Source organism: Methylocaldum sp. (genome assembly GCF_035627495.1).
GTDB lineage: Bacteria > Pseudomonadota > Gammaproteobacteria > Methylococcales > Methylococcaceae > Methylocaldum.
Genome location: NZ_DASPLO010000003.1, coordinates 1 through 18919, shown reverse-complemented (window position 1 = coordinate 18919; position 18919 = coordinate 1). Strand labels below are relative to the sequence as shown.

The window sequence follows — 18919 nt, the reverse complement described above, 5'->3', positions numbered from 1 at the left end:
CGTCATCGCCGGCAGCAGCACGGGGCAAGCAGGTGCCGGACGCACCAACACACGGACTTGAAGGAGATGCCGGATGAGCCGATCGATGTTGCGTTTGCTGATCTCCGTCGCCTGTTGGGGATGGCTGGCGAATGTCCGGGCTTCGGACGAGGTCGTCCGCCTCGCTCAGGACGATGCCCAATGGGTGATGGCCGCCAAGAATTACGCCAATACCCGCTTCAGCGGCCTGGACCAGATCAACGCCGGGAACGTCAAGCGGCTACAGGTCGCCTGGACCTTTTCGACCGGCGTGCTCAACGGCCATGAAGCGGCGCCGCTGGTCATCAAGGATACGATGTACATCGTCACGCCCTGGCCAAACATCTTGTACGCCCTGGATCTGAAACAAGCGGGCGCGATCAAGTGGTCCTACCAGCCAAAACCCAGCCGCGCCGCGCAGGGGGTGGCCTGCTGCGACGTGGTCAACCGCGGGGCTGCCTATGCCGAGGGGAAAATCTTCTTTAACACGCTGGATAACCATACCGTGGCCGTCGATGCGGCGACCGGCAAAGAGGCGTGGAAAACCAAGCTGGGTGAGATCACCAAGGGCGAGACCATGACCATGGCCCCGGTGGTGGTGAAGAACAAGGTGCTGGTCGGCAACAGCGGCGGCGAAATGGGTGTGCGCGGCTGGATTACCGCACTCGATACCCGGACCGGCAAGATTCTATGGCGCGCCTTTAGCACAGGGCCGGACAAGGATGTGCTGATCGGCCCGGATTTCAAGCCCCCTTATGTGAAAGGCGAAAACCTGGGCGCGACCACCTGGCCGTCCGAGACGGCGTGGCAAATCGGTGGGGGAACGGTCTGGGGCTGGATTTCCTATGATCCCGCAGCCGATCTGATCTATTACGGCACGGCCAATGCCGGCCCCTGGAATGCGGTGCAGCGCCCCGGAGACAACAAATGGACCTCCTCGGTATTCGCGCGCGATCCCGACACCGGCATGGCGAAATGGGCCTACCAGTGGAACCCGCATGATCTCTACGACTACGACGGCACCAACGAGAACGTGCTGCTCGACCTGAACGTCGACGGCCAAGACCGCAAGGTGTTCGTGCACCCCGATCGCAACGGCTATATGTATGTGATGGACCGTCTGAGCGGAGAAATCATTTCCGCCGAGCCGTTCACCTATACCAATACGGTCAAGCGCGTCGACCTGAAGACCGGCCAGCCCGAACTGGCCCTGGAAAAGGGTCCGCAAGTCGGCAAGTTCGTGAACGACATCTGCCCGGCGCCGCCGGGCGGCAAGGACTGGCAGCCTATGGCTTATTCGCCGAGGACGGGCTTTCTCTACGTGCCCCACAACAATCTCTGTTTCGACATGAAAACCGTTGAAGTGGGCTATATCGCGGGAACGCCCTATGTGGGCGCCGAAGTTGCGATGAAAGCGGGACCGGGCGGCAACCGCGGCTTTTTTACCGCCTGGGATCCGGTACAGAACAAGAAGGTGTGGGCCATCAAGGAGCCGTTTCCGGCCTGGAGCGGTGCCCTAGTCACGGCGGGCGACATCGCGTTTTACGGGACCATGGACCGCTGGTTCAAGGCGGTCGACGCCAAGACCGGCAAAGAACTGTGGAAGTTTCGGACCGGCTCCGGCGTGATCGGCCAGCCCATCACCTATCGGGGACCCGACGGCAAACAATATGTGGCGGTGCTGGCCGGGGTCGGCGGCTGGTCCGGCGCCGTGGTAGCCGGACAACTGGACCCCAAGGTTCCCTACGGCGCCCTGGGTTTCGTCGGGGCGATGCAGGATTTGCCCAAAGTCACGGGCGAAGGCGGAACCTTGTATGTCTTTGCCCTGCCGGACGAGCAATCATGAGCGGTCTGTGGCGAAGGGTTGCGCTGTGCCTGTCGCTGAGCGTTGCGGTGAACGCCCATGCCGCTGAAGGGGCAAAAACCCTACGGGTTTGCGCCGATCCCAACAACCTGCCCTTCTCCAACGAGCGCGGCGAAGGTTTCGAGAATCGATTGGCCGAGATCGTTGCCCGCGAACTCGGCCGCAAGCTGGAGTACACCTGGTGGGCGCAACGCCGCGGCTTCTTTCGGAACACGCTGAACGCGGGGCGCTGCGACCTGGTCATGGGCGTGCCGAGCGGGTTCGAGATGGCCCTGACGACCCAGCCGTATTACCGTTCCAGCTACGCCCTGGTCTACCGCGAGAACGCGGGCTACGCGCCACGCTCACTGGACGATCCGCAACTTCGGACACTCAGGATCGGCCTGCACTTCATCGGGGACGACTACAGCAATCCGCCGCCGGCCGAAGCGTTGGCCCGGCGCGGAATCGTCCGGAACGTGGTCGGCTATAGCCTTTACGGCGACTATCGAGAGTCGAACCCGCCGGCGCGGCTGATCGAAGCGGTCGCCCGACGCGAAGTCGACGTGGCCATTGCCTGGGGGCCGCTCGCGGGGTACTTCGCCAAACGTCAGCCGGTCGAGCTGGTCGTCGTGCCGCTCCCGACGCCCCGCGAGGCTCGGGCGCAGCCGTTCGAATTCTCCATAGCGATAGGCGTCCGGAAAGGTAACGAGCCGTTGCAAGCCGCGTTGGATAAAGTGCTCGTGCGGAAGCGCAACGAAGTCGCCGGTTTGCTCGAGGAATACGGGGTGCCGCTCGTCGATACCGCCGTGGCCTATGGTCAATAAGCTGGAGACGTCAAAACCGTAATCAGTTCGCTGATCGCTGCTATAGGACGGACTTTCATCAGCCGTCCGCTGCCCGAACTTTCCGGCCAAGATCGAGACCAATTGATGTAAGCCCCTAAAAATAAAGAGGTCTTGGACATGGAACTGCCGAACCGTTATCCGGTGCTCGCCACCGCGATAGTTTTGTTCATGATCTCGGTCCCGCTGATGTCTTGTCGCGATTCGGCGGGCGTAAGACCCGCTCCGGAATCTGTGCAGCTAAGCCCTGTAGAGAAAGAGGCCGCCTCCGACATGAGCCCCGTCCGGATCGTCGCCCGGCCGGAATCATGGCCGGAGAGCGAAACCATCGAATTCACGACCACGCCCGTGCACTTGAAAATCGAAAATCGCAGCGAAAGTCCGCTGCTGATTCGCTACAGCGACTTTAAGGTGCTTACGCCCGGCGGGAAACAGTTCTCCGCCTTGCCGGTATTCCCCGTCGAGGAGAAGGATAGCGGGCCGGTGGTTCCCGGCGTGCTGCCGATGCTGACGATCGCGGCCTATCCGCCGATCAATGATCCTCTATTCGACTTTCGGGATTTCCGTGTGGCGCCCTTCCTCAAACCGGTCTATCCCACGGTCCCGGTTCATGAAGGTTCCTTTCCTTACGATCAAACCTACAACGAGCGCCTCGCGAGTTACTGGCGCGGGTTCGACCTGCCCAACCTCGAGATGATTCGGCGGGCCTTGCCGGAGGGGGTGTTGAATCCCGGAGGCTGGGTGGCCGGTTGGCTGTATTTTCAAAAATTCGAGCCCCTGCCCGCCGGTACGCTCACGCTCGATCTGATCGACGCCCGGACCGATCGACCATTCGGCCAGGCTCGCGTTCCGGTTCGGGCTCGATAAGTCCGTCGCCGTTCGCCCCAAAAATCCATCGAAACCCAATTTGCCCGTCCGTTCATTCGGAAATCGATAGATAACGGGACGATTTATGATGTCAAAGACATCATAAATCGACGATATCGAAAACCCGCCATGGACAAGGCCAGATCCGCCGCTGTCAAATTCATCGCATCGTGCATGGTGGCATTGCTTTTTTACCCCAAGACTACGGCCATAACGTCCCAAGCTCGAAACGCTTTAAAGGATCATTACGTTGGGAATCCGCCCGATCAGCCGATGCCGTATCGGATCACCGATGACGAATTCCTGGAAGCGGACAGCGAAACGGCATCGATTCTTGGCCAGAAACAGTATGAACCGCTCATCGTCGATACCCCGCCGGAATTCGGTCTGAGCACCCCGAGCAATGGCCACGTACCGAAGCAGGCGGTCAAATCGAGGGCGCTGGTGATCATCAAGATCAATCAGGCCGATCAGCGATTATCGGTTCAGGTCGATGGCGAGATGGTCCAAGGACTCGAATCCGTCCTCGTATCGACCGGGCGGCCGGGCAAAGCCACGAGAACTCCGGACGGCACCTACTCCCCGCTCGAAATGGCGGTACGTCGTCAATCGCATTTCGCTTCCAGATTAATGAATCGCCCGGTCTACTTGACCCATGTCATCCAAATCGTGAATGGCATCTTCATGCACGACGCTGCGGACGCGGCCATGGAACATCTGGGCAAAAAGCGATCCTACGGCTGCGTGCGCGTCGATCGCCGAAAGATGCCGACGATCTTTCGTTTAGTGAAACGGCACCGTTCCAACACGGAAATTCACATCTTTCATTAGAGCGTTTTCGATTTAGATGTAGGGTGCGCTGTGCGCACCTTACTACAACTTAATGGATGATTTCTGGTGGGAGCGGGCTTTAGCCCGCGATCTTGGGTGGCCTCCAGTCGCGGGCTAAAGCCCGCTCCCACGGAGGTAGGCACCCCTTTAACGTGGACGCGGTACTGCCCATACATCATCTCTGGAACCTCTCTAAACGCCGAAGCCCGGCGTGATCCGCTTATCGCCTCACGTTCGGAGACTCAAAGAAAGCGCTGAAAAAGCAATCGCTTTGCGATCTTTCCGTCCCCTCTTCAGTCAAAACCGATATCAGGAATGTATCCGGGTGAACAGCGGGTGGTAGTTTTGCGGCCCGCATTGTTTTGATTCGCCGGGGGGATGCATCGATGCCGGTTGTAGAAAATCCGGATTTACAACCCGCCAAGGAGGGCGCAATGATTCAATCCATCCAATCCTTTAAGTTTCTGATCGTCATCGCCGCGGTTCTGATCCACGGGGTCTGGAACATTGCCGTTGCCAGCCCATCCGCGCGCCTCCTCTTGGCCAGTACCGGCACGGCCATCGACGACACCGTCATTACCACCAAGATCAAGGCGGCTTACCTGCGAGACCCCGTCGTCGGCGTACTCGAGATCCATGTCGACACCATTCGAGGCATCGTATACCTCAGCGGCTTGGCCAACACGGAGGCGGAAAAGGAACGTGCCGCCACGCTTGCCCAGAGCATCGAGGGCGTCCTGGAAGTAAAAAACGACATCCGGGTGAAGGAAGCCCCGAGTAGCGAGTGAGCCCGTCCATGCCGCGGCTCGATTGTGCTCCTGGTACGAGCGATGTTTTTGAGGATTTCAATCCGCCGGCCTATGTCCCATACGCTGGCCACCGTCTTTACTCCGGAATCCAAGCTGTCCCGAATAGCTATCCGGTTAACCTTGACGCGAGGTTTTTATCATGACGGTTACCTTCACGGATGTTTTCAAAGTTCTGTTCGCCATTTTTCTCCCGCCGCTGGGCGTCTTCATGGAAGTCGGCCTTACAGGTGCTTTTTGGCTGAACATTCTGCTGACGATGCTGGGATTTATCCCGGGCATCATTCACGCCCTTTACATCATTCTCACCCGTTGACGGGAACGGCCGCCAACCAGCGAATCACCCGCCAAAAAGAAACTCCGGCCTTGGCGGGACGACTCCGGCTGATCGTCGGCGGCATCGTGCTCGCGATAAGGACGTTGTTCGCCCTTGGGGTCATCGCGGTATGACGTACTCGCAATCATGAATGTCCGAAGCCTTTTCAAGTGCCTGCTGTTCGTTCTGGCAATCCTGGTTTCGGGCTGCGGCCCCGTCTTGCGTCCGTCGCCCTCACAGCAGGAACTGATGGTTGATCGAGCGGCCAGCGACCGTCTGACCAACGCGGAAATCAAACGCTTCATGCCGCGGCTCGTCACGCGGGCCAAGCAGGAGTACGACGATTATGTCCTGGGTCTCAGGTCCGAACCGCCGGTAATCGATGCTCTTGTGATCTCCGGCGGCGGCGACTGGGGAGCGTTCGGCGCGGGCTTTCTCAAGGGCTGGGGACGCGTACCGAAGGGACCCATGGCACGACCCGAATTCGATGTCGTGACCGGCGTCAGCACCGGCGCTTTGATTGCGCCGTTCGCTTTCCTCGGAACCGACCGGACCATCGACCAGGTGCTGAAGATGTACCGCGAACCGCGTCCGGATATCATGAAACTTCGAGGAATTCTGTTCTTCCTCCCGCGCTACGCATCGTTCACCCGTATTCCGGGACTGGAGAAGGATATAACCGAAGCGATCGATACAGGCTTTCTGAACCGCATCGTCCGGGAAGGCGAGCGCCACCGTATGCTGCTGGTCAACACCACCAACCTCGATGATGGGGAGATGCACGCCTGGGACGTGGTCAAGCAAGCGAAAAGCGCTCTCCGGACCGGCGATGTGGATCGGGTGCACCGTATCCTCCTCGCTTCGGCCGCGATTCCCGGTGTCTTCCCGCCGCGCGAGATCGACGGACGGCTGTATGTCGATGGAGGCGTGACCGGAAATATCTTGTACGGCGCAAGAACGCGTGAGGAAGACAGCTTTCCGGTGGTCTGGAAAAGGACTTACCCGGACCTGCCGATCCCCAAGTTGCGTTACTGGGTCATCTTCAACAACCAGTTCCGTTTTCTGCCGCAAATCACCCGGCCGACCTGGGCCGCCATCATGCGCCGCAGCACCAATCTGGCAAGTCAATCGTCGACCGTCAACGCGATCCGCCATCTTTATGCACTGGCCGAGATTTCGAAGCTGAAAAGAGGCACCGAGTTCGAGATCCGGGTCATCTCGGTCCCCGCCGATTGGACGCCGCCGAAACCGGGCGTGTTCGTCAAGGAAACGATGAACGCCCTGGCAGACATCGGGGAACGCATGGGTGCGGATCCTTCGAGTTGGCGCACCGAGCCGCCCTGAGCGAAAAAGGCGGAGCGCTTGGAAGCGGCGACGGAATAGGGATCGTGCCGTCAGAGTTCCGAAGAGCTATCTACCTAAGGCATTTAAGGCATGTAGGCAAATCCCGCCAAAGCTTGAAGATTTCGTAGCAGCGGAAAACGGGCACCTCCGCTTTCGGGCAGCGATCCGGCGGCTTTGGAGTCGAGTACGGCTGGGCAGGCAGCGCCTGGGTGATCGGATAATCGTCACGCGCCGAATCACCCGGCCATTAACCGGCGCGCAGATGCGCAGGCGCTTTGCCTTCGCCGGACTTGAGAGCCGACAGCGGTGCTTCGCCGATTTGGGACAAGGCTTGCACGTACAAGGATCGGGTGGGTAATGCGAACTGAAGACCTTCGTTTTGAAAGCACTCGAAGATCGTCAGATTGATCGCCTCCTGCACATTCATGTAATCGTTGTAGTCGGCGCTCAGAACGTAGTAAACGACTTCGAACAACAGGGAGAAATCGCCATAGGCTTTGAAGTGGGCACGGTCGAAACGCACGTTGGCCTGGTTTTCGACGGCACTTCGCAAGAGCCCCGGAACCTTGACCAGTTTTTCGTACGGGGTGTGATAGACCAGCCCGATTTGAAACGCCGCGCGCCGCTCCTTCATGCGTTTGAAGTTACGGATTCGGGTATTCAGAAGATCGCTATTCGCGCAGATGATCTGCTCGCCGTCGAGACTGCGGATGCGGGTGGTTTTGATCCCGATATGCTCCACCGTGCCCATGAGTTGGTCGAAAATGATGAAATCGCCCGCTACGAAGGGTTTGTCGAAAGCGATGGACAGCGAGGACAAAAGATCCCCGAGTATCCGTTGCAGCGCCAGTGCGACCGCGACACCGCCGATTCCGAGACCCGCCGCCAGCGCCGTGATATCGATGCCGAAGTTCTGGAGGGTGAGGAGTAGCGCCAGCGACCAAACCGCCAGTTGGCTCAGCGAATTGAAAATCGACAGCGCTCCCAGGCTGGTTTCGTCGCGCTTCGTTTTTCGGCCCAAATAGTCGAAGACCCAGACTCTCAGAAAATAGCTCACCCAGGTGGAAACCTGGAAGATCAGCGCCACGACGGTCAGCCTGCGGACGATGCTGCTGAGCGTCGGATCCAAGTGCAGCAGCAGCGCCGATGCGAACACCGAAATCATGAGCAAAAAGAAGGTGCGGGTTCGCCTGACGCCGGCAAAGAACTCCCCGACCAAGACGTTGCGCTGGCGCTCGAGGTAGCGCTGCAAGGCGGTGATGAGAAAATTCCGGACGAAGATCAACAGGCTGAAGAGCCCGGACACCGATATGATGGCCAATACCCAGTCGCGCACCCGGTTGCCGTTCAATTCCGTATCCAGGACGAGCTCCGCCAGCTCGCGCCAACTCCGGTGCTCCGTGCGGTCGTTGACCGATTCGACGACTTTTTGAAGCAGGCGGCGGGTCTTTTCGAGATAAGCGTCCCGCTCCCGCAGGTGATCGACCAGCGATTGCACCGATTGGCGCTGCTGATCGAGCCAGCGCGCCGAATTTCCGGCGTCGCGCTCGGAATTGGAAATTTTGTTCTCGATCGAGATCGCCTGGCTCTTCCAGTCCTGGAGCAAAAGATTCAGGGAGCGTTCATCCTGTTCGAGCGCGGTCAAGGCGTCGGTCGCCTCCTCCTTCCATTTCACCCACTCCCCCGGTTTGCCGATCCCGTTGATGATGGCGTAGCGCCGCTGCCAAGCCGTTTTCCGCGCCGTCAGCAACTCGCCTCTCCGCGTTAAGCCGGCAATCTTCGCGTCCAGCGCTTCCTTGGCCAGCCGCCGCGCTTCGACCTCTTCCGACAGATCCCCGAGCTTATCCGTAGGCGCGCTCGCCATGCGCTGCCTCGCATCGTGCAGCCGACTTTCGTTGGCGATCTGCTGAGCATCCGTTTTTCTCAATTCGCGCTCTAGCTCGAGTTCCTCTTTCTCGATTTGCTGCAGCCGGTCCAAGAACTCCGCTTCTTCAAACTGCACGCGGCCGCTCGACAAGCTCAGCCGCCGTTCGAGCAGGTTCGCGGACGATTCGGCGGCGGCAAGCTTTCGTTTCTCCCTTTCCAGCTCCAATTCACGAAGCCGCAGCATCTCCTCGGCCTGCTTGAGCTCCCACCGGGCCAATTGCAGGCGTGCGGAATCGGGCTCCACGCTGTGTGAACCTTCCTTCTCGCCCTCGTAAGCGCTCAGTTCCTTTTGTTTCCCGGCCAGATCCGCCCGCGCCTGGTCGACCAGCGAACGCGTCTGATCGACTATCGCCGTCAGCGCGGACAAGCGCGTCGTCTGCGCGCTCAGCTCGGCCGATGCCGTATCCAGTTCGCTTACCGGGACCGGATCATCGCTCGTCTCCAGGGTTTCCGCGGCTTCCCGGTATTTCCGCTCCTCGACGCTCAACGTATCGGCCTCCTGCAGCGCCTCGAGCTGCCGCTCGAAGACGGAATCGAGCTGCTTCAGTGTCTCCAACTGCTTGTTCAGGGCAGCCGCCTTGTCCGAACCGGACGGTTCGGCTCCCGCACCCAAGGCTTTTTCGACCGACTCGATGGCGGCGGATACTTCTTGTTGACCGGCCTTGATGCGATCCATGCGCTGCTTCAAGGCCTCTTCCGCCGAAAGCGCCGGCTTCGCCGCCTCGACCTTGCCCGGTGTCCGCTGAGTTGCCTCCTGAGCCAAGGCCGATTGAACCAGCCAGAAAACAAGCATCCCCAAAGACAATTGGATTACAGATTGACGTAGGGATCTTTTTGAAAGACCCATTGAACCCCCTGTTAGAGCGATTTATAGTTCGCCGCGACTCGACCAAACCCTGTTCGCGAACTTCCGGATGCCGAAAAAGCGTTCGGAATCCAATCAGGCCATGGCCTGGGCCAGACGGCGAAATTGCAGACTGTACAGGGTCTGAAGATAGCGCTGGGTCTCCCGGCGCTCCAGATCGGTCACGTGCCGCCAGAATCCGTAGACTCGCGATAAGGTCATCATCCGCTCGGCATAGTGCTGCCAGGTATACCGCTCGGCGACCCGCTTGAGGGCTCCCTCCGAGATGCGCACCCAGTATTCCGGCTCATCGCGCGCTCTGGCAAAAAAACGCGCGATGCGTTCCGCCGCGGCATCGCCGTGATTCGGATCGATGTGAAAGCCCGATACGCCGTCCTCGATGATCTCCGACGGTCCGCCGAAACAAGTGGCGAAACAGGGGAGCCCCGAAGCCATCGCCTCGATCACCGTGAGTCCGAACGCCTCGAACAAGGCCGGCTGGACGAAGGCCCCGCGGCTGTCGGCCACGTACCGGTAAAGCTCGCCCGACAGATTCTTGGGCAGCCGCAATCCCAGCCAGCGCACCTGCCCTTCCAGTCCGTACCGATCGAACAAGTCGTGCATGCGCCGGATTTGTTCGATTTCCTCGGTATCGGAGGAGCGTTCCGCATCAACATGACCGGAAATGACCAGGAGGTTGGCCTCCTCGCGCAGCTTCTCGGAAGCGCCGAACCATTCCACCAGCCCGGCAATGTTCTTGATGCGATCCAGCCGCGCCATGGTGAACAACAGCGGCTTGTCCCGCTCCCGCAGGACCCCGCGCGCATCCTCCTTATCGTCTTCGCCGTAGATCAACTGCTCGATTTCAGCGTGCAGATGAGGCAGGCGGCGATCTTCCGCGGTGTAGGGGAAATACGCCGCCGCATCGGCACCCGGCGAAACGATGTTGAACTTCGGGTCGTAGACGTCGATCCCGTTCACGACCCGGAACAGGTTGGGCATGGTAAACGCTGCGTGACTCTCATACTGTCCCACGCTGTCGCGCGTACCCGCTATCTCCTGGTAGCTGCTGGCGATGATGAAATCGGCGGCGTTCATCGCGATCAGATCGGCGGTGAATTGGCAGGAAAAATGGTATTGGGCCTCGTTATCCTGCCACAACAGATCGGAATGGAGATATTTGGTCTTCTCCAGGGCGTGGGCGATGTTGCACTGGGTTACGCCGAGGCGCTGGGACAGGAGGGTCGCCACCAGATTGCCGTCCGAGTAATTGCCGACGATCAAGTCGGGACGCCCGCCCAATTCGGCGAGCAGTTCCCGCTCTGCGTCCAGGGTATAGCGCTCCAGATAGGGCCATACCTCGAACCGGGAGATCCAATGCGTAACGATCTCGCCGGACGCGTTGCGGAACGGCACCCGTAGAATCCGGGCGTTGCGCGTCCCGGAAATGGGTTCGAGCGGCTGGTCGCAGCTTGTTCCTTCCGCCTGCGGTATCAATCGGGTCAGCACCACGATTTGCGGTTCGATATCGAGACCTTGCTCGAACAAACGGGACCGCATTTCGGTCTCTAGCGCGCGCGCTTGATCGAGGATATAGACCACCTGCCCGCCGGTGTCGGGCCGGCCGAGCACATTGGCCTGGCCGAAATAGCCGTGCGGCGAAATGATGGCGAGTGAAAACACCATGGGCAAACGTGCGAGAAAAGTCTCCAGTCCTCGCGGATCGGGCGCTTCCAGAAGATCCTGAAGCAGACTCATGGTGTCCCGGATACGGGAAACCTCGCGCCCCCAGCCCGCCTCGAACCCCAGGGCGCGCAACGCTGCCGCCACCTCTTGCCAGGTCGCCGAAGGATCGTGGCCGGCGAGCGCGTCGTCGGCTTGGCGCAAGGCCCGGCGCAAATCCCGGACGCTCTTGATCTGCTCGTTGAGCATCAAAGTCTGGCCGCGGAAGGAGTGGATGCTCAGAAAGTTCAAGATGCGCTCGCCGCCCTCGCCCAATTCGTCGAACAGTTGCCGCGACAAATGCTTGTTCAGAAATTCCACGCCGCGGCCTATGGATCGTGCTTCCCGCAGCTTGGGAAATTCCCGCGAGAAAGGACCGAGATCGATCTCCAAGAGCCATTCGTCTATGCCGTGCTGGCCGGTCGCCAAGACTTCCTTGAAACGCAGGAAATCCCGCACCGTGACCTCCTCGACGGCCAGCCCGTCCAGAGCGATACGCACATAGCGCCAGGAGGCGATGCGGAGCCGGATCGCAAGATAGATCCAGGCCTCATCGAGGGCGGCCTCCTGAGAAAAGCGTATGGCCTTGCCTAGGGGCGACTGCTTGAGGCCGTCCGGTGCGTTCTCCGCGGTGCAAACGACGGCGAAAGCGTCGCAAAGATCGGAACGCTGCAGAAAACTGCGCTCCGACTTCCGGATTTGGTGGAGCACCCGGTGGCTCACGGTGGGACAAGCTTCCAGAAAACCGCGTAATTGCTCGATCAAATCGTCGCCCCGCCTCTTTTCGCCCATAAGAGCCTCCATTGATACCGCCTCTTTTATTTTGACGTCAAATGATTATTCAGCTAATCAGTCCTGTCAATTCCAGAGGACCACTCGCCGCTACCGATCATTAACATATGGTTATATCTTCACCGCTGCCCAACGAAGTTGACAAATTTCAAGAAACATTTTGAAATCAAATTATGTGCCAGAAGAAGCACTCCATCCAACTCGGTGCGGGAGATCATTCATGAAAGCAGTCATTCTTGCGGGGGGTCAGGGCGTACGGCTAAGACCTATTACCGAAAACATACCGAAACCGATGGCAACCGTGCTGGGTAAGCCCATCATGGAGCATATCGTCCGGCACCTCTGCTCGCATGGGTTCGCCGACCTGCTTGCAACGCTGCATTACCGGCCCCGCGCGATTCGCGACCATTTCGGCGACGGCGGCGACTTCGGGGTGAATCTACGCTACACCTTGGAGCATAAACCGCTGGGGACGGCCGGTTCGGTCAAGCTCGGCGCGGATTTTCTCGATGAGACGTTTCTCGTCATCGCCGGCGACGCGCTGACGGATTTCGATCTCGGGGCCTTTTGGGCGTTTCACAAGGCCAAGGGCGCCAAAGTCAGCCTGTGCCTCAAACGGGTGTCGGACCCCGGCGAATTCGGAGTCGTCGTGGCCGACGAGGAAGATCGCGTGGTTCGTTTCCTGGAAAAACCCGGCCTTAGCGAACTGTGCAGCGACACCGTCAACACGGGCATCTATCTCATCGAGCCGGAGATTTTGGAGGCGATCCCGGAAAATATTCCGTACGACTTCGCCGGCGACCTTTTTCCAAGCCTTTTGGGACACGACATTCCGTTGTACGCCCATGTCGCGGAAGGCTACTGGAGCGATATCGGCACTTTGGATCAGCTCAAGCAATCGCACTGGGATCTTCTCGACGGAAAGGTCCGCTTGCCGCTCGGCGGAAGTCTCGTCGGAGAGCAGATATGGCTCGGCGACGGCGCGCGCATCGCCAAGGATGCCGAGCTCGGCTCGCCCTGCTGGATCGGCGACAACGTGCGCATCAGGTCCGGCGTCAAGATCGGCTCGTATTCCGTCATCTCGCCGGACGTGGAGATCGACGCGAGGGCCACCGTAAACCGCAGTATCGTCATGAAAAACGCGTTTGTCGGCGAGTCGAGCGATCTGCGCAACTGCATCATCGGAGGCAGCACCGTCATCGAGGCCCGTTGCGAAATCGGCGACGACGCCATCATCGGCTCCCGCTGCCATCTCGGACGTCAGGTCGTGGTCATGCCCGGCGTCTCGATCTGGCCCGACAAGGAAGTCAACAGCAATACGACGATACGCGAAAACCTGATCTGGGAGTCGCTGCTACGCCCGTCGCTGTTCGGGTCACGCGGCGTGAGCGGCCTCGCCAATCTCCATATCACCCCGGAATATGCGGCGGCGTTGGGCAAGGCTTTCGGCACTTGGACCCGGCGCGGCACTCGAGTCGCGGTCGCCCGCGACGCGCATCCGTTCTCCCGATTGATCAAGCGGGCGTTTATCTCCGGGCTTTTGGCGGTGGGCGTCAATGTCGACGACCTGGAAGAGGCCAGCCTGCCGGAAACCCGCTTCATCACCTGCTTCGGCCGCCATTTGAGCGGCGGCGTCCATATCCGCATTTCGGACGAGCACTCCAGCGTGGCGGTCATCGAGCTTTTCGATGCCGACGGACTGCCTTTGCTGCGCAGTGCGCGCCGGAAGATCGAGGCGGTGTTCTACCGGGCCGAGTTTCCCAAGGTATCCGTCGAGAGCGTCGGCAATTTGACCTATCCCGGCCGCGTCGACGATCGGTATGCGGAGCACCTTCAACAGCATCTGAGCCGAACCGCGACTCAACCCTGGGTTGACTGCGTGCTCCATTACTGCCGGGAAAGCAATCTGGCGCGGATACTCACCGATCTGCTCGGCAGCAATGGCTTGCATCATCTCGAGAGCGACTGCAGAGAAAATTCCGACGTCCCCGTTGCGCCTTACGAACGGATCGCGGAAATCGCCAGGCTCAACCGAAAAATCGCTATGATCATCGAGCGTAGCGGCGAGCACCTGACCTTGGTCGACGAACTGGGAACGATACACCGGGCGCAACGGACGCAGGAGCTGCTCACCGCAGCCTTTATCATCGGCGCCCCGCCCGAGGAGCCGGTATTCCTACCGCCCGATCATCCCAAATTCCTGGCCGAGCTGGCGGACGCCAGAGTACGCCGCCTGATCATCACGCACAAAGAGCCTGCCGCTCAACTAAACGCGGTCAAAAAAGCCACGCAATCCGACGGCGTTTGGCTACATCTCGTCCACTTTTATCTCGGCTACGGCGCGGTTTCGGCGGCACTGCGGCTACTCGAATTCCTGGGCAAGGAGCACTTGACGCTACACGACTTCGAGCGCCAGATCCCGATCAGCCATTGCCGGCGCCTGATTCTTCATTGCCCCTGGGATCACATCGGACGGGTGATGCGCGAGCTGAGTCAACGTCCGGAAGCACGGCCGAACGCCGCCCCGGAAGGCGTGCGTCTCGATCTGGACGGCGACTGGATTTATGTTTTGCCGAGCGCGGATGTCCCGCAGCTGGAGATCAGCATGGAGGCGGCCAGCACCGCCCAACTGGCGCAACTGGAACAAGAAGTCAGCCACCGCGTGCGGAGCCTGATTCCATGAGCGCCGGCGTCCCGTTCTTGTTCGCATCCGACCTGGACGGCACGCTTTTGCCGAATACGGGCAAGCTTCCGAGCTCCGGTTGCTTAGAGCGGACCCGGGCGCTCCTACAGGCTCTGCTCGATGCCCGCTGCCCGGTCTGCGTTGTCAGCGGACGATATCTGACTCTGGCCAGACAGGGGCAAAGCGTATTCCGGCTGCCTCACCCGACCTGGTGGATCTGCAACGTCGGCACCGAAGTCTACGATCAGGCCGGGACCTTGGATCGCGATTGGCAACGCCGGCTCGGCCCGCCGCTCGATCGCGAGGCCCTGCGCCGGTCGCTATACAAGATCCCGCGCTTAGCGCCCCAGGAACCGCAAAAACAAGGACCGCACAAGTTCAGCTTCTATTATCCGGAGCCCGTCAGCCGAGAGCTGCAGACGGAGATCATGTATCGAGTCTGGGGCGTGAGAAGCGATTTGCAGATGATTTCCAGCATCGAGGAATCCTCGGGACGCGCGCTGCTCGATATCATCCCCGCCAACGCCGGGAAGTCTCACGCCTTGTGGTATGTCGCCGAGCGCTATGGGTTGGCCAGCGACCGGGTCTTTTTCGCCGGGGACTCGGGAAACGATCTCGACGCCCTGCTCTCCGGTGTGTGCGGCGTTCTGGTCGGCAATACCCCGGAGAATGTCCGGACCCAGGCCGCGCAGCGGCAAGAGGGTAAAAAGGACGCCCGATTGTTCACCGCCGACGCGTTCTACGGCGACGGCATCATCGAGGGCCTTTGCCACTATGAACTTTGGCCGTTCGGGAGAGCTAAGCCGTGACGGGAATGCGAATCGCCTTCTTCTGCCCTCATAGCGATCCCTTGGCCGCAACCGGCGAACCGGATGCGGGCGGGCAATGCATTTACGAGGCTCGCGTCGCGGAACAACTCGCCCGCCTCGGACACGAGGTCCGGGTCTTCACCCGGCGTTGGGGCGGAAAAGCCGTGCGCCAGGACATTTGCGACGGAGCCACGGTATTCCGCTATCCGATGGGGCCGGAAGGCTTTCTCCGAAAAGAAGATATGGGACCCCATCTTGCGGAGTTCGTCGAGCGCACCCTGATCCGGCAGGCCACTTGGCTGAGGCATGCCAGCGCCATCCACGGACACTATTGGGACGGCGGCGCAACCGCGCTCATGGCGAGCCTCGCTCTCGGCAAGCCCCTGCTGTTTACCAGTCACTCGTTAGGCATCTTGAAGCGCGACCGGATAACCGATCCCACGCCTGACGGCTCCAGATTCCGCTACGACCTTCGCATCCGCGCGGAAAAGAAGATCCTGAATGCAGCCGACGCCGTCATCGCGCTCAGCCGAACCGAGCGGGAGGCGTTGACCGAGCGCTACGGCGCAAACGCAGGGAAGATCCGGATCGTGCCCGGGGGCGTGGACACGGGGGCATTCCATCTTCGCCTGGACAAGACGGAGCTTCAACGTGAGCTCGGCTTCACGACCGACCACCTGCTGTTTACGGTGGGCCGGCTCGATCCCCGCAAAGGCTTTCTCGAACTGATCGAGGCCGTTCCGATCGTGGTCGAAACCTTGCGTTCGGCCGGCAAGACCGTGACATTTCTGATCCCGATCGGCCCGGAGCAGCCGTCGCCCGACGAATTGGCCTACCGGCACGCCTTGCTCAGGCGGGCGGACGAACTTCGCATCACCGAAGACATCCGCTGGTTTCATCGTCTGAGCGACGAGGAGCTGTTTCAGTACTATGAGGCCGCCGACCTGTTCCTATGCCCCTCCCCCTACGAGCCTTTCGGCCTGGTGCTGGTCGAGGCTTTCGCGTCCGGCACCCCGGTGGTCGCCACGCCGCATGGCGGGCCCGCCGACATCGTCGAACCCGGCGTGGACGGCTATCTGGCCGATCCCAGGGACCCGGCCGCGTTTGCCGCGCGAATTCTCGATGCCCTGCTGGCGCCCGAAACTCAACGCCGCCGCATGCGAGCGGCCGCGGCCGAGAAGGCTCGAAGCCGTTACGCCTGGCCGTCGGTGGCAGCGGCCATAGCGGACGCTTATCGGGCGGTTCAACCGTAACGGCTCCTTGATCGAAGGTCCGTGGCTTCGGATAGAGCGTTTTCAGCGCTGATGTACGGTCTAAGTAAGAAAGCCGGCCATTGGCGGCGGGTCTCGCCCCGCGGGCGATCCTTTGCGCCCCCATCAGTTCGGCTTCGTCTTGGCCGAGAGGAACCGGCGGATTCCGTAGAAAATCGCGCGGGATATCTTTGTCTGGTGAACCGGGTCCGCGAGCCTGCTCTCGCCCTCCGGATTGGTGATGAATCCGGTCTCCACCAGGATGGACGGGATATCGGGCGATTTCAGCACGGCGAATCCCGCCTTCTGAACTTCGGGGTGGTGCATGGGAAAGCTTTTCTTCAGCTCTCGCAACACGGCGGACGCGACCCGCGCACTCGCCTCGGAGGTCGCGGCCTGGGACAGGTCGATCAGCACTTTCGCCAGGGTGCCGTCCTTGTCCCGCAAGCTGACACCGCCGACCAGGTCCGCCGCGTTTTCCCTGCGTGCCAGCCAGCGCGCGGCCTCGCTACTGGCCCCGCGCTTGGATAGGGTGAAGACCGACATGCCTCGCGCAAGGCCATGCACATAAGCATCGGCGTGCAACGAGACGAACAGATCGGCCTGCGTCTTGCGGGCTATCGCCAGACGTTCCCGCAGACTGAGAAACCGGTCGCCCGTCCGGATCATCACCGCCTTCATGCCGGGCTCGGCGTGGATCATATCTTTCAGCTTGCGGGCCATGGACAGCACCACGTCCTTTTCCAGATGGCCGCCCGGACCGATCGCGCCGGTATCCTTCCCGCCGTGCCCCGCATCGATAGCGACCACGCGGATTTTGCGCCTCTTGAGATTTCGACGGACCGGAGTTTTGACTGCCTTTGCGGTTTTGGGTCGAGCGGCCGTCTTTTGGGCCTCGGCATCGATCAGTTCGACGATCAGCCGGACTCCGTTGCCGGCGGGGCTGATGAACGCCCTATGCGCAACGGCGCGCTTCAGATCGACCGAGAGCCGGAGCTCCCGTTTCTTGCCGGGCGATGTGCGGATCTTTCCTAAAAAGGGATGCGACGGCGGCGGCTGCTTCACGCCGACCCCAAGTTCCGCATCGGCAATATCCACCAGCAAGCGCTTCGGTTCGGCCCAGCGGACAACGCGGTACTCGGGTGTGCCGGTGAATTCAAAAACCAGCCGCGCCCGATCCATCCTATCCGCCGCCCGCAACGCCATAAGCCGGATCGGTTCGGCCGATACCGGCACGGCAAGGGCGGTCAGTAACAGGATGCGGCCCGCCTTACCCGCAAATCGCGGCATGGCTCCGGGAATAGATTTTCTCCACTGCCTCGACGAGCAGCAGAGTTTCTTTTTGGCAACGGCTCAAAGCGATCATGACATCGGCAGTTTCGACAATCTTCTTCTTCGCGCGAGTGCGGGGGGATAACAGGACGTTTATCCATCCAATCGGCAGGAGGTTGCCGGAAACGCGGAGCCTGTCCTGAGCGAAGTCGAAGGGCTTATTCCGGCCTACATTTGGGTGTACGAGCGACGTCCCAATCCACGCCGCTATACCGTGATGAAAATCGCGCTAACGCGGTGCCTGCCCCCACAAGACATCATCCATCATGCACCTTTCACAATTTGATGTAGCGGCAGGCTTGTGCTGTACGCACCGCGGAAACAGCACGCACAACGACACTCCACCCCTATTTTTTGATTTCAAAATGTTTGCACGAACTTGTCAACCCGATTTATCGTAATCTTACGACTTGAAATTGCCGACTAAAGCGCATCGGCACGAAACCGACGCAACGAAAACAAGACGCTTAGTTTTATCAGGACTTACGCAAGACGCATTTCTAGCGAAGGATTTTTAAGTTGTCGAATAAGGTAGTCATCCAGTAAGCCGTGCTTGAGTTGATAGACCGTTCGACCGGTTTGAGCCGCCAAGGACTTGAGCCGGACCCAGACCAGGAAAGCACAACCGATGTGATTGCGTTGAATTCGAGCCTTGCGGCACTGGCAGCGTTCCAGCCCGGTCACTTGCTTG

Annotated in this window: 14 protein-coding genes and 1 pseudogene; 11 read left to right on the top strand and 4 right to left on the bottom strand. The window is 60.2% G+C overall.

What is annotated here, in order from left to right:
- Nucleotides 1–73 precede the first annotated feature (73 nt).
- The 8 genes from VEB01_RS00100 to VEB01_RS00065 all read left to right on the top strand — a co-directional run bounded on the left by VEB01_RS00100 (nt 74) and on the right by VEB01_RS00065 (nt 6870).
- On the top strand, nt 74–1864 hold the full coding sequence (locus VEB01_RS00100; RefSeq protein WP_324872065.1) for a methanol/ethanol family PQQ-dependent dehydrogenase: 1791 nt from the start codon (nt 74–76) through the stop codon (nt 1862–1864).
- Nucleotides 1861–2688, top strand: a complete 828-nt coding sequence (locus VEB01_RS00095; RefSeq protein ID WP_324872064.1) for a substrate-binding domain-containing protein — start codon at nt 1861–1863, stop codon at nt 2686–2688. The genes VEB01_RS00100 and VEB01_RS00095 overlap by 4 nt, the downstream gene beginning before the upstream one ends.
- 138 nt (nt 2689–2826) lie before the next feature.
- On the top strand, nt 2827–3573 hold the full coding sequence (locus VEB01_RS00090; protein ID WP_324872063.1) for a hypothetical protein: 747 nt from the start codon (nt 2827–2829) through the stop codon (nt 3571–3573).
- Between the two features lie 129 nt (nt 3574–3702).
- Nucleotides 3703–4404, top strand: coding sequence for a L,D-transpeptidase (locus VEB01_RS00085; RefSeq protein WP_324872062.1), 702 nt, complete (start codon nt 3703–3705; stop codon nt 4402–4404).
- Between the two features lie 434 nt (nt 4405–4838).
- Nucleotides 4839–5192, top strand: a complete 354-nt coding sequence (locus VEB01_RS00080) for a BON domain-containing protein (protein ID WP_324872061.1) — start codon at nt 4839–4841, stop codon at nt 5190–5192.
- Nucleotides 5193–5352: 160 nt separating this feature from the next.
- A complete protein-coding gene (locus VEB01_RS00075; protein WP_324872060.1) occupies nt 5353–5526 on the top strand; it encodes a YqaE/Pmp3 family membrane protein in 174 nt (57 codons plus the stop codon).
- Nucleotides 5523–5660, top strand: a complete 138-nt coding sequence (locus VEB01_RS00070; protein ID WP_324872059.1) for a hypothetical protein — start codon at nt 5523–5525, stop codon at nt 5658–5660. Before VEB01_RS00075 ends, VEB01_RS00070 begins: the two co-directional genes overlap by 4 nt.
- A gap of 13 nt (nt 5661–5673) precedes the next feature.
- Nucleotides 5674–6870 carry a patatin-like phospholipase family protein gene (locus VEB01_RS00065; RefSeq protein ID WP_324872058.1) on the top strand — a complete coding sequence of 399 codons (1197 nt, stop codon included), beginning with the start codon at nt 5674–5676 and terminating at the stop codon, nt 6868–6870.
- A 247-nt stretch (nt 6871–7117) separates the two neighbouring features.
- Here VEB01_RS00065 and VEB01_RS00060 read toward each other — a convergent pair whose 3' ends face one another.
- Entirely contained in the window at nt 7118–9589 is a 2472-nt protein-coding gene (locus VEB01_RS00060; RefSeq protein ID WP_324872057.1) for a mechanosensitive ion channel domain-containing protein, read from the bottom strand.
- A 147-nt stretch (nt 9590–9736) separates the two neighbouring features.
- Nucleotides 9737–12154, bottom strand: coding sequence for a sucrose synthase (locus VEB01_RS00055; RefSeq protein WP_324872056.1), 2418 nt, complete (start codon nt 12152–12154; stop codon nt 9737–9739).
- Between the two features lie 220 nt (nt 12155–12374).
- Between VEB01_RS00055 and VEB01_RS00050 the strand changes: the two genes are divergently transcribed.
- Genes VEB01_RS00050 through VEB01_RS00040 form a run of 3 tightly spaced genes read left to right on the top strand, consistent with a single transcriptional unit; the run spans nt 12375 to nt 16899 of the window.
- Entirely contained in the window at nt 12375–14837 is a 2463-nt protein-coding gene (locus tag VEB01_RS00050) for a sugar phosphate nucleotidyltransferase (protein WP_324872055.1), read from the top strand.
- Nucleotides 14834–15646 (top strand): HAD-IIB family hydrolase, encoded by an 813-nt coding sequence (locus VEB01_RS00045; protein WP_324872054.1) that lies wholly within the window; start codon nt 14834–14836, stop codon nt 15644–15646. Before VEB01_RS00050 ends, VEB01_RS00045 begins: the two co-directional genes overlap by 4 nt.
- Nucleotides 15647–15651: 5 nt before the next feature.
- Nucleotides 15652–16899: a glycosyltransferase gene (locus VEB01_RS00040; RefSeq protein ID WP_324872080.1), complete on the top strand. Its 1248-nt coding sequence runs from the start codon at nt 15652–15654 to the stop codon at nt 16897–16899.
- A gap of 123 nt (nt 16900–17022) precedes the next feature.
- Here VEB01_RS00040 and VEB01_RS00035 read toward each other — a convergent pair whose 3' ends face one another.
- Nucleotides 17023–18186, bottom strand: a complete 1164-nt coding sequence (locus tag VEB01_RS00035) for an N-acetylmuramoyl-L-alanine amidase (RefSeq protein WP_324872053.1) — start codon at nt 18184–18186, stop codon at nt 17023–17025.
- Between the two features lie 525 nt (nt 18187–18711).
- Nucleotides 18712–18919: pseudogene (locus VEB01_RS00030) on the bottom strand (IS701 family transposase); the annotation flags it as partial.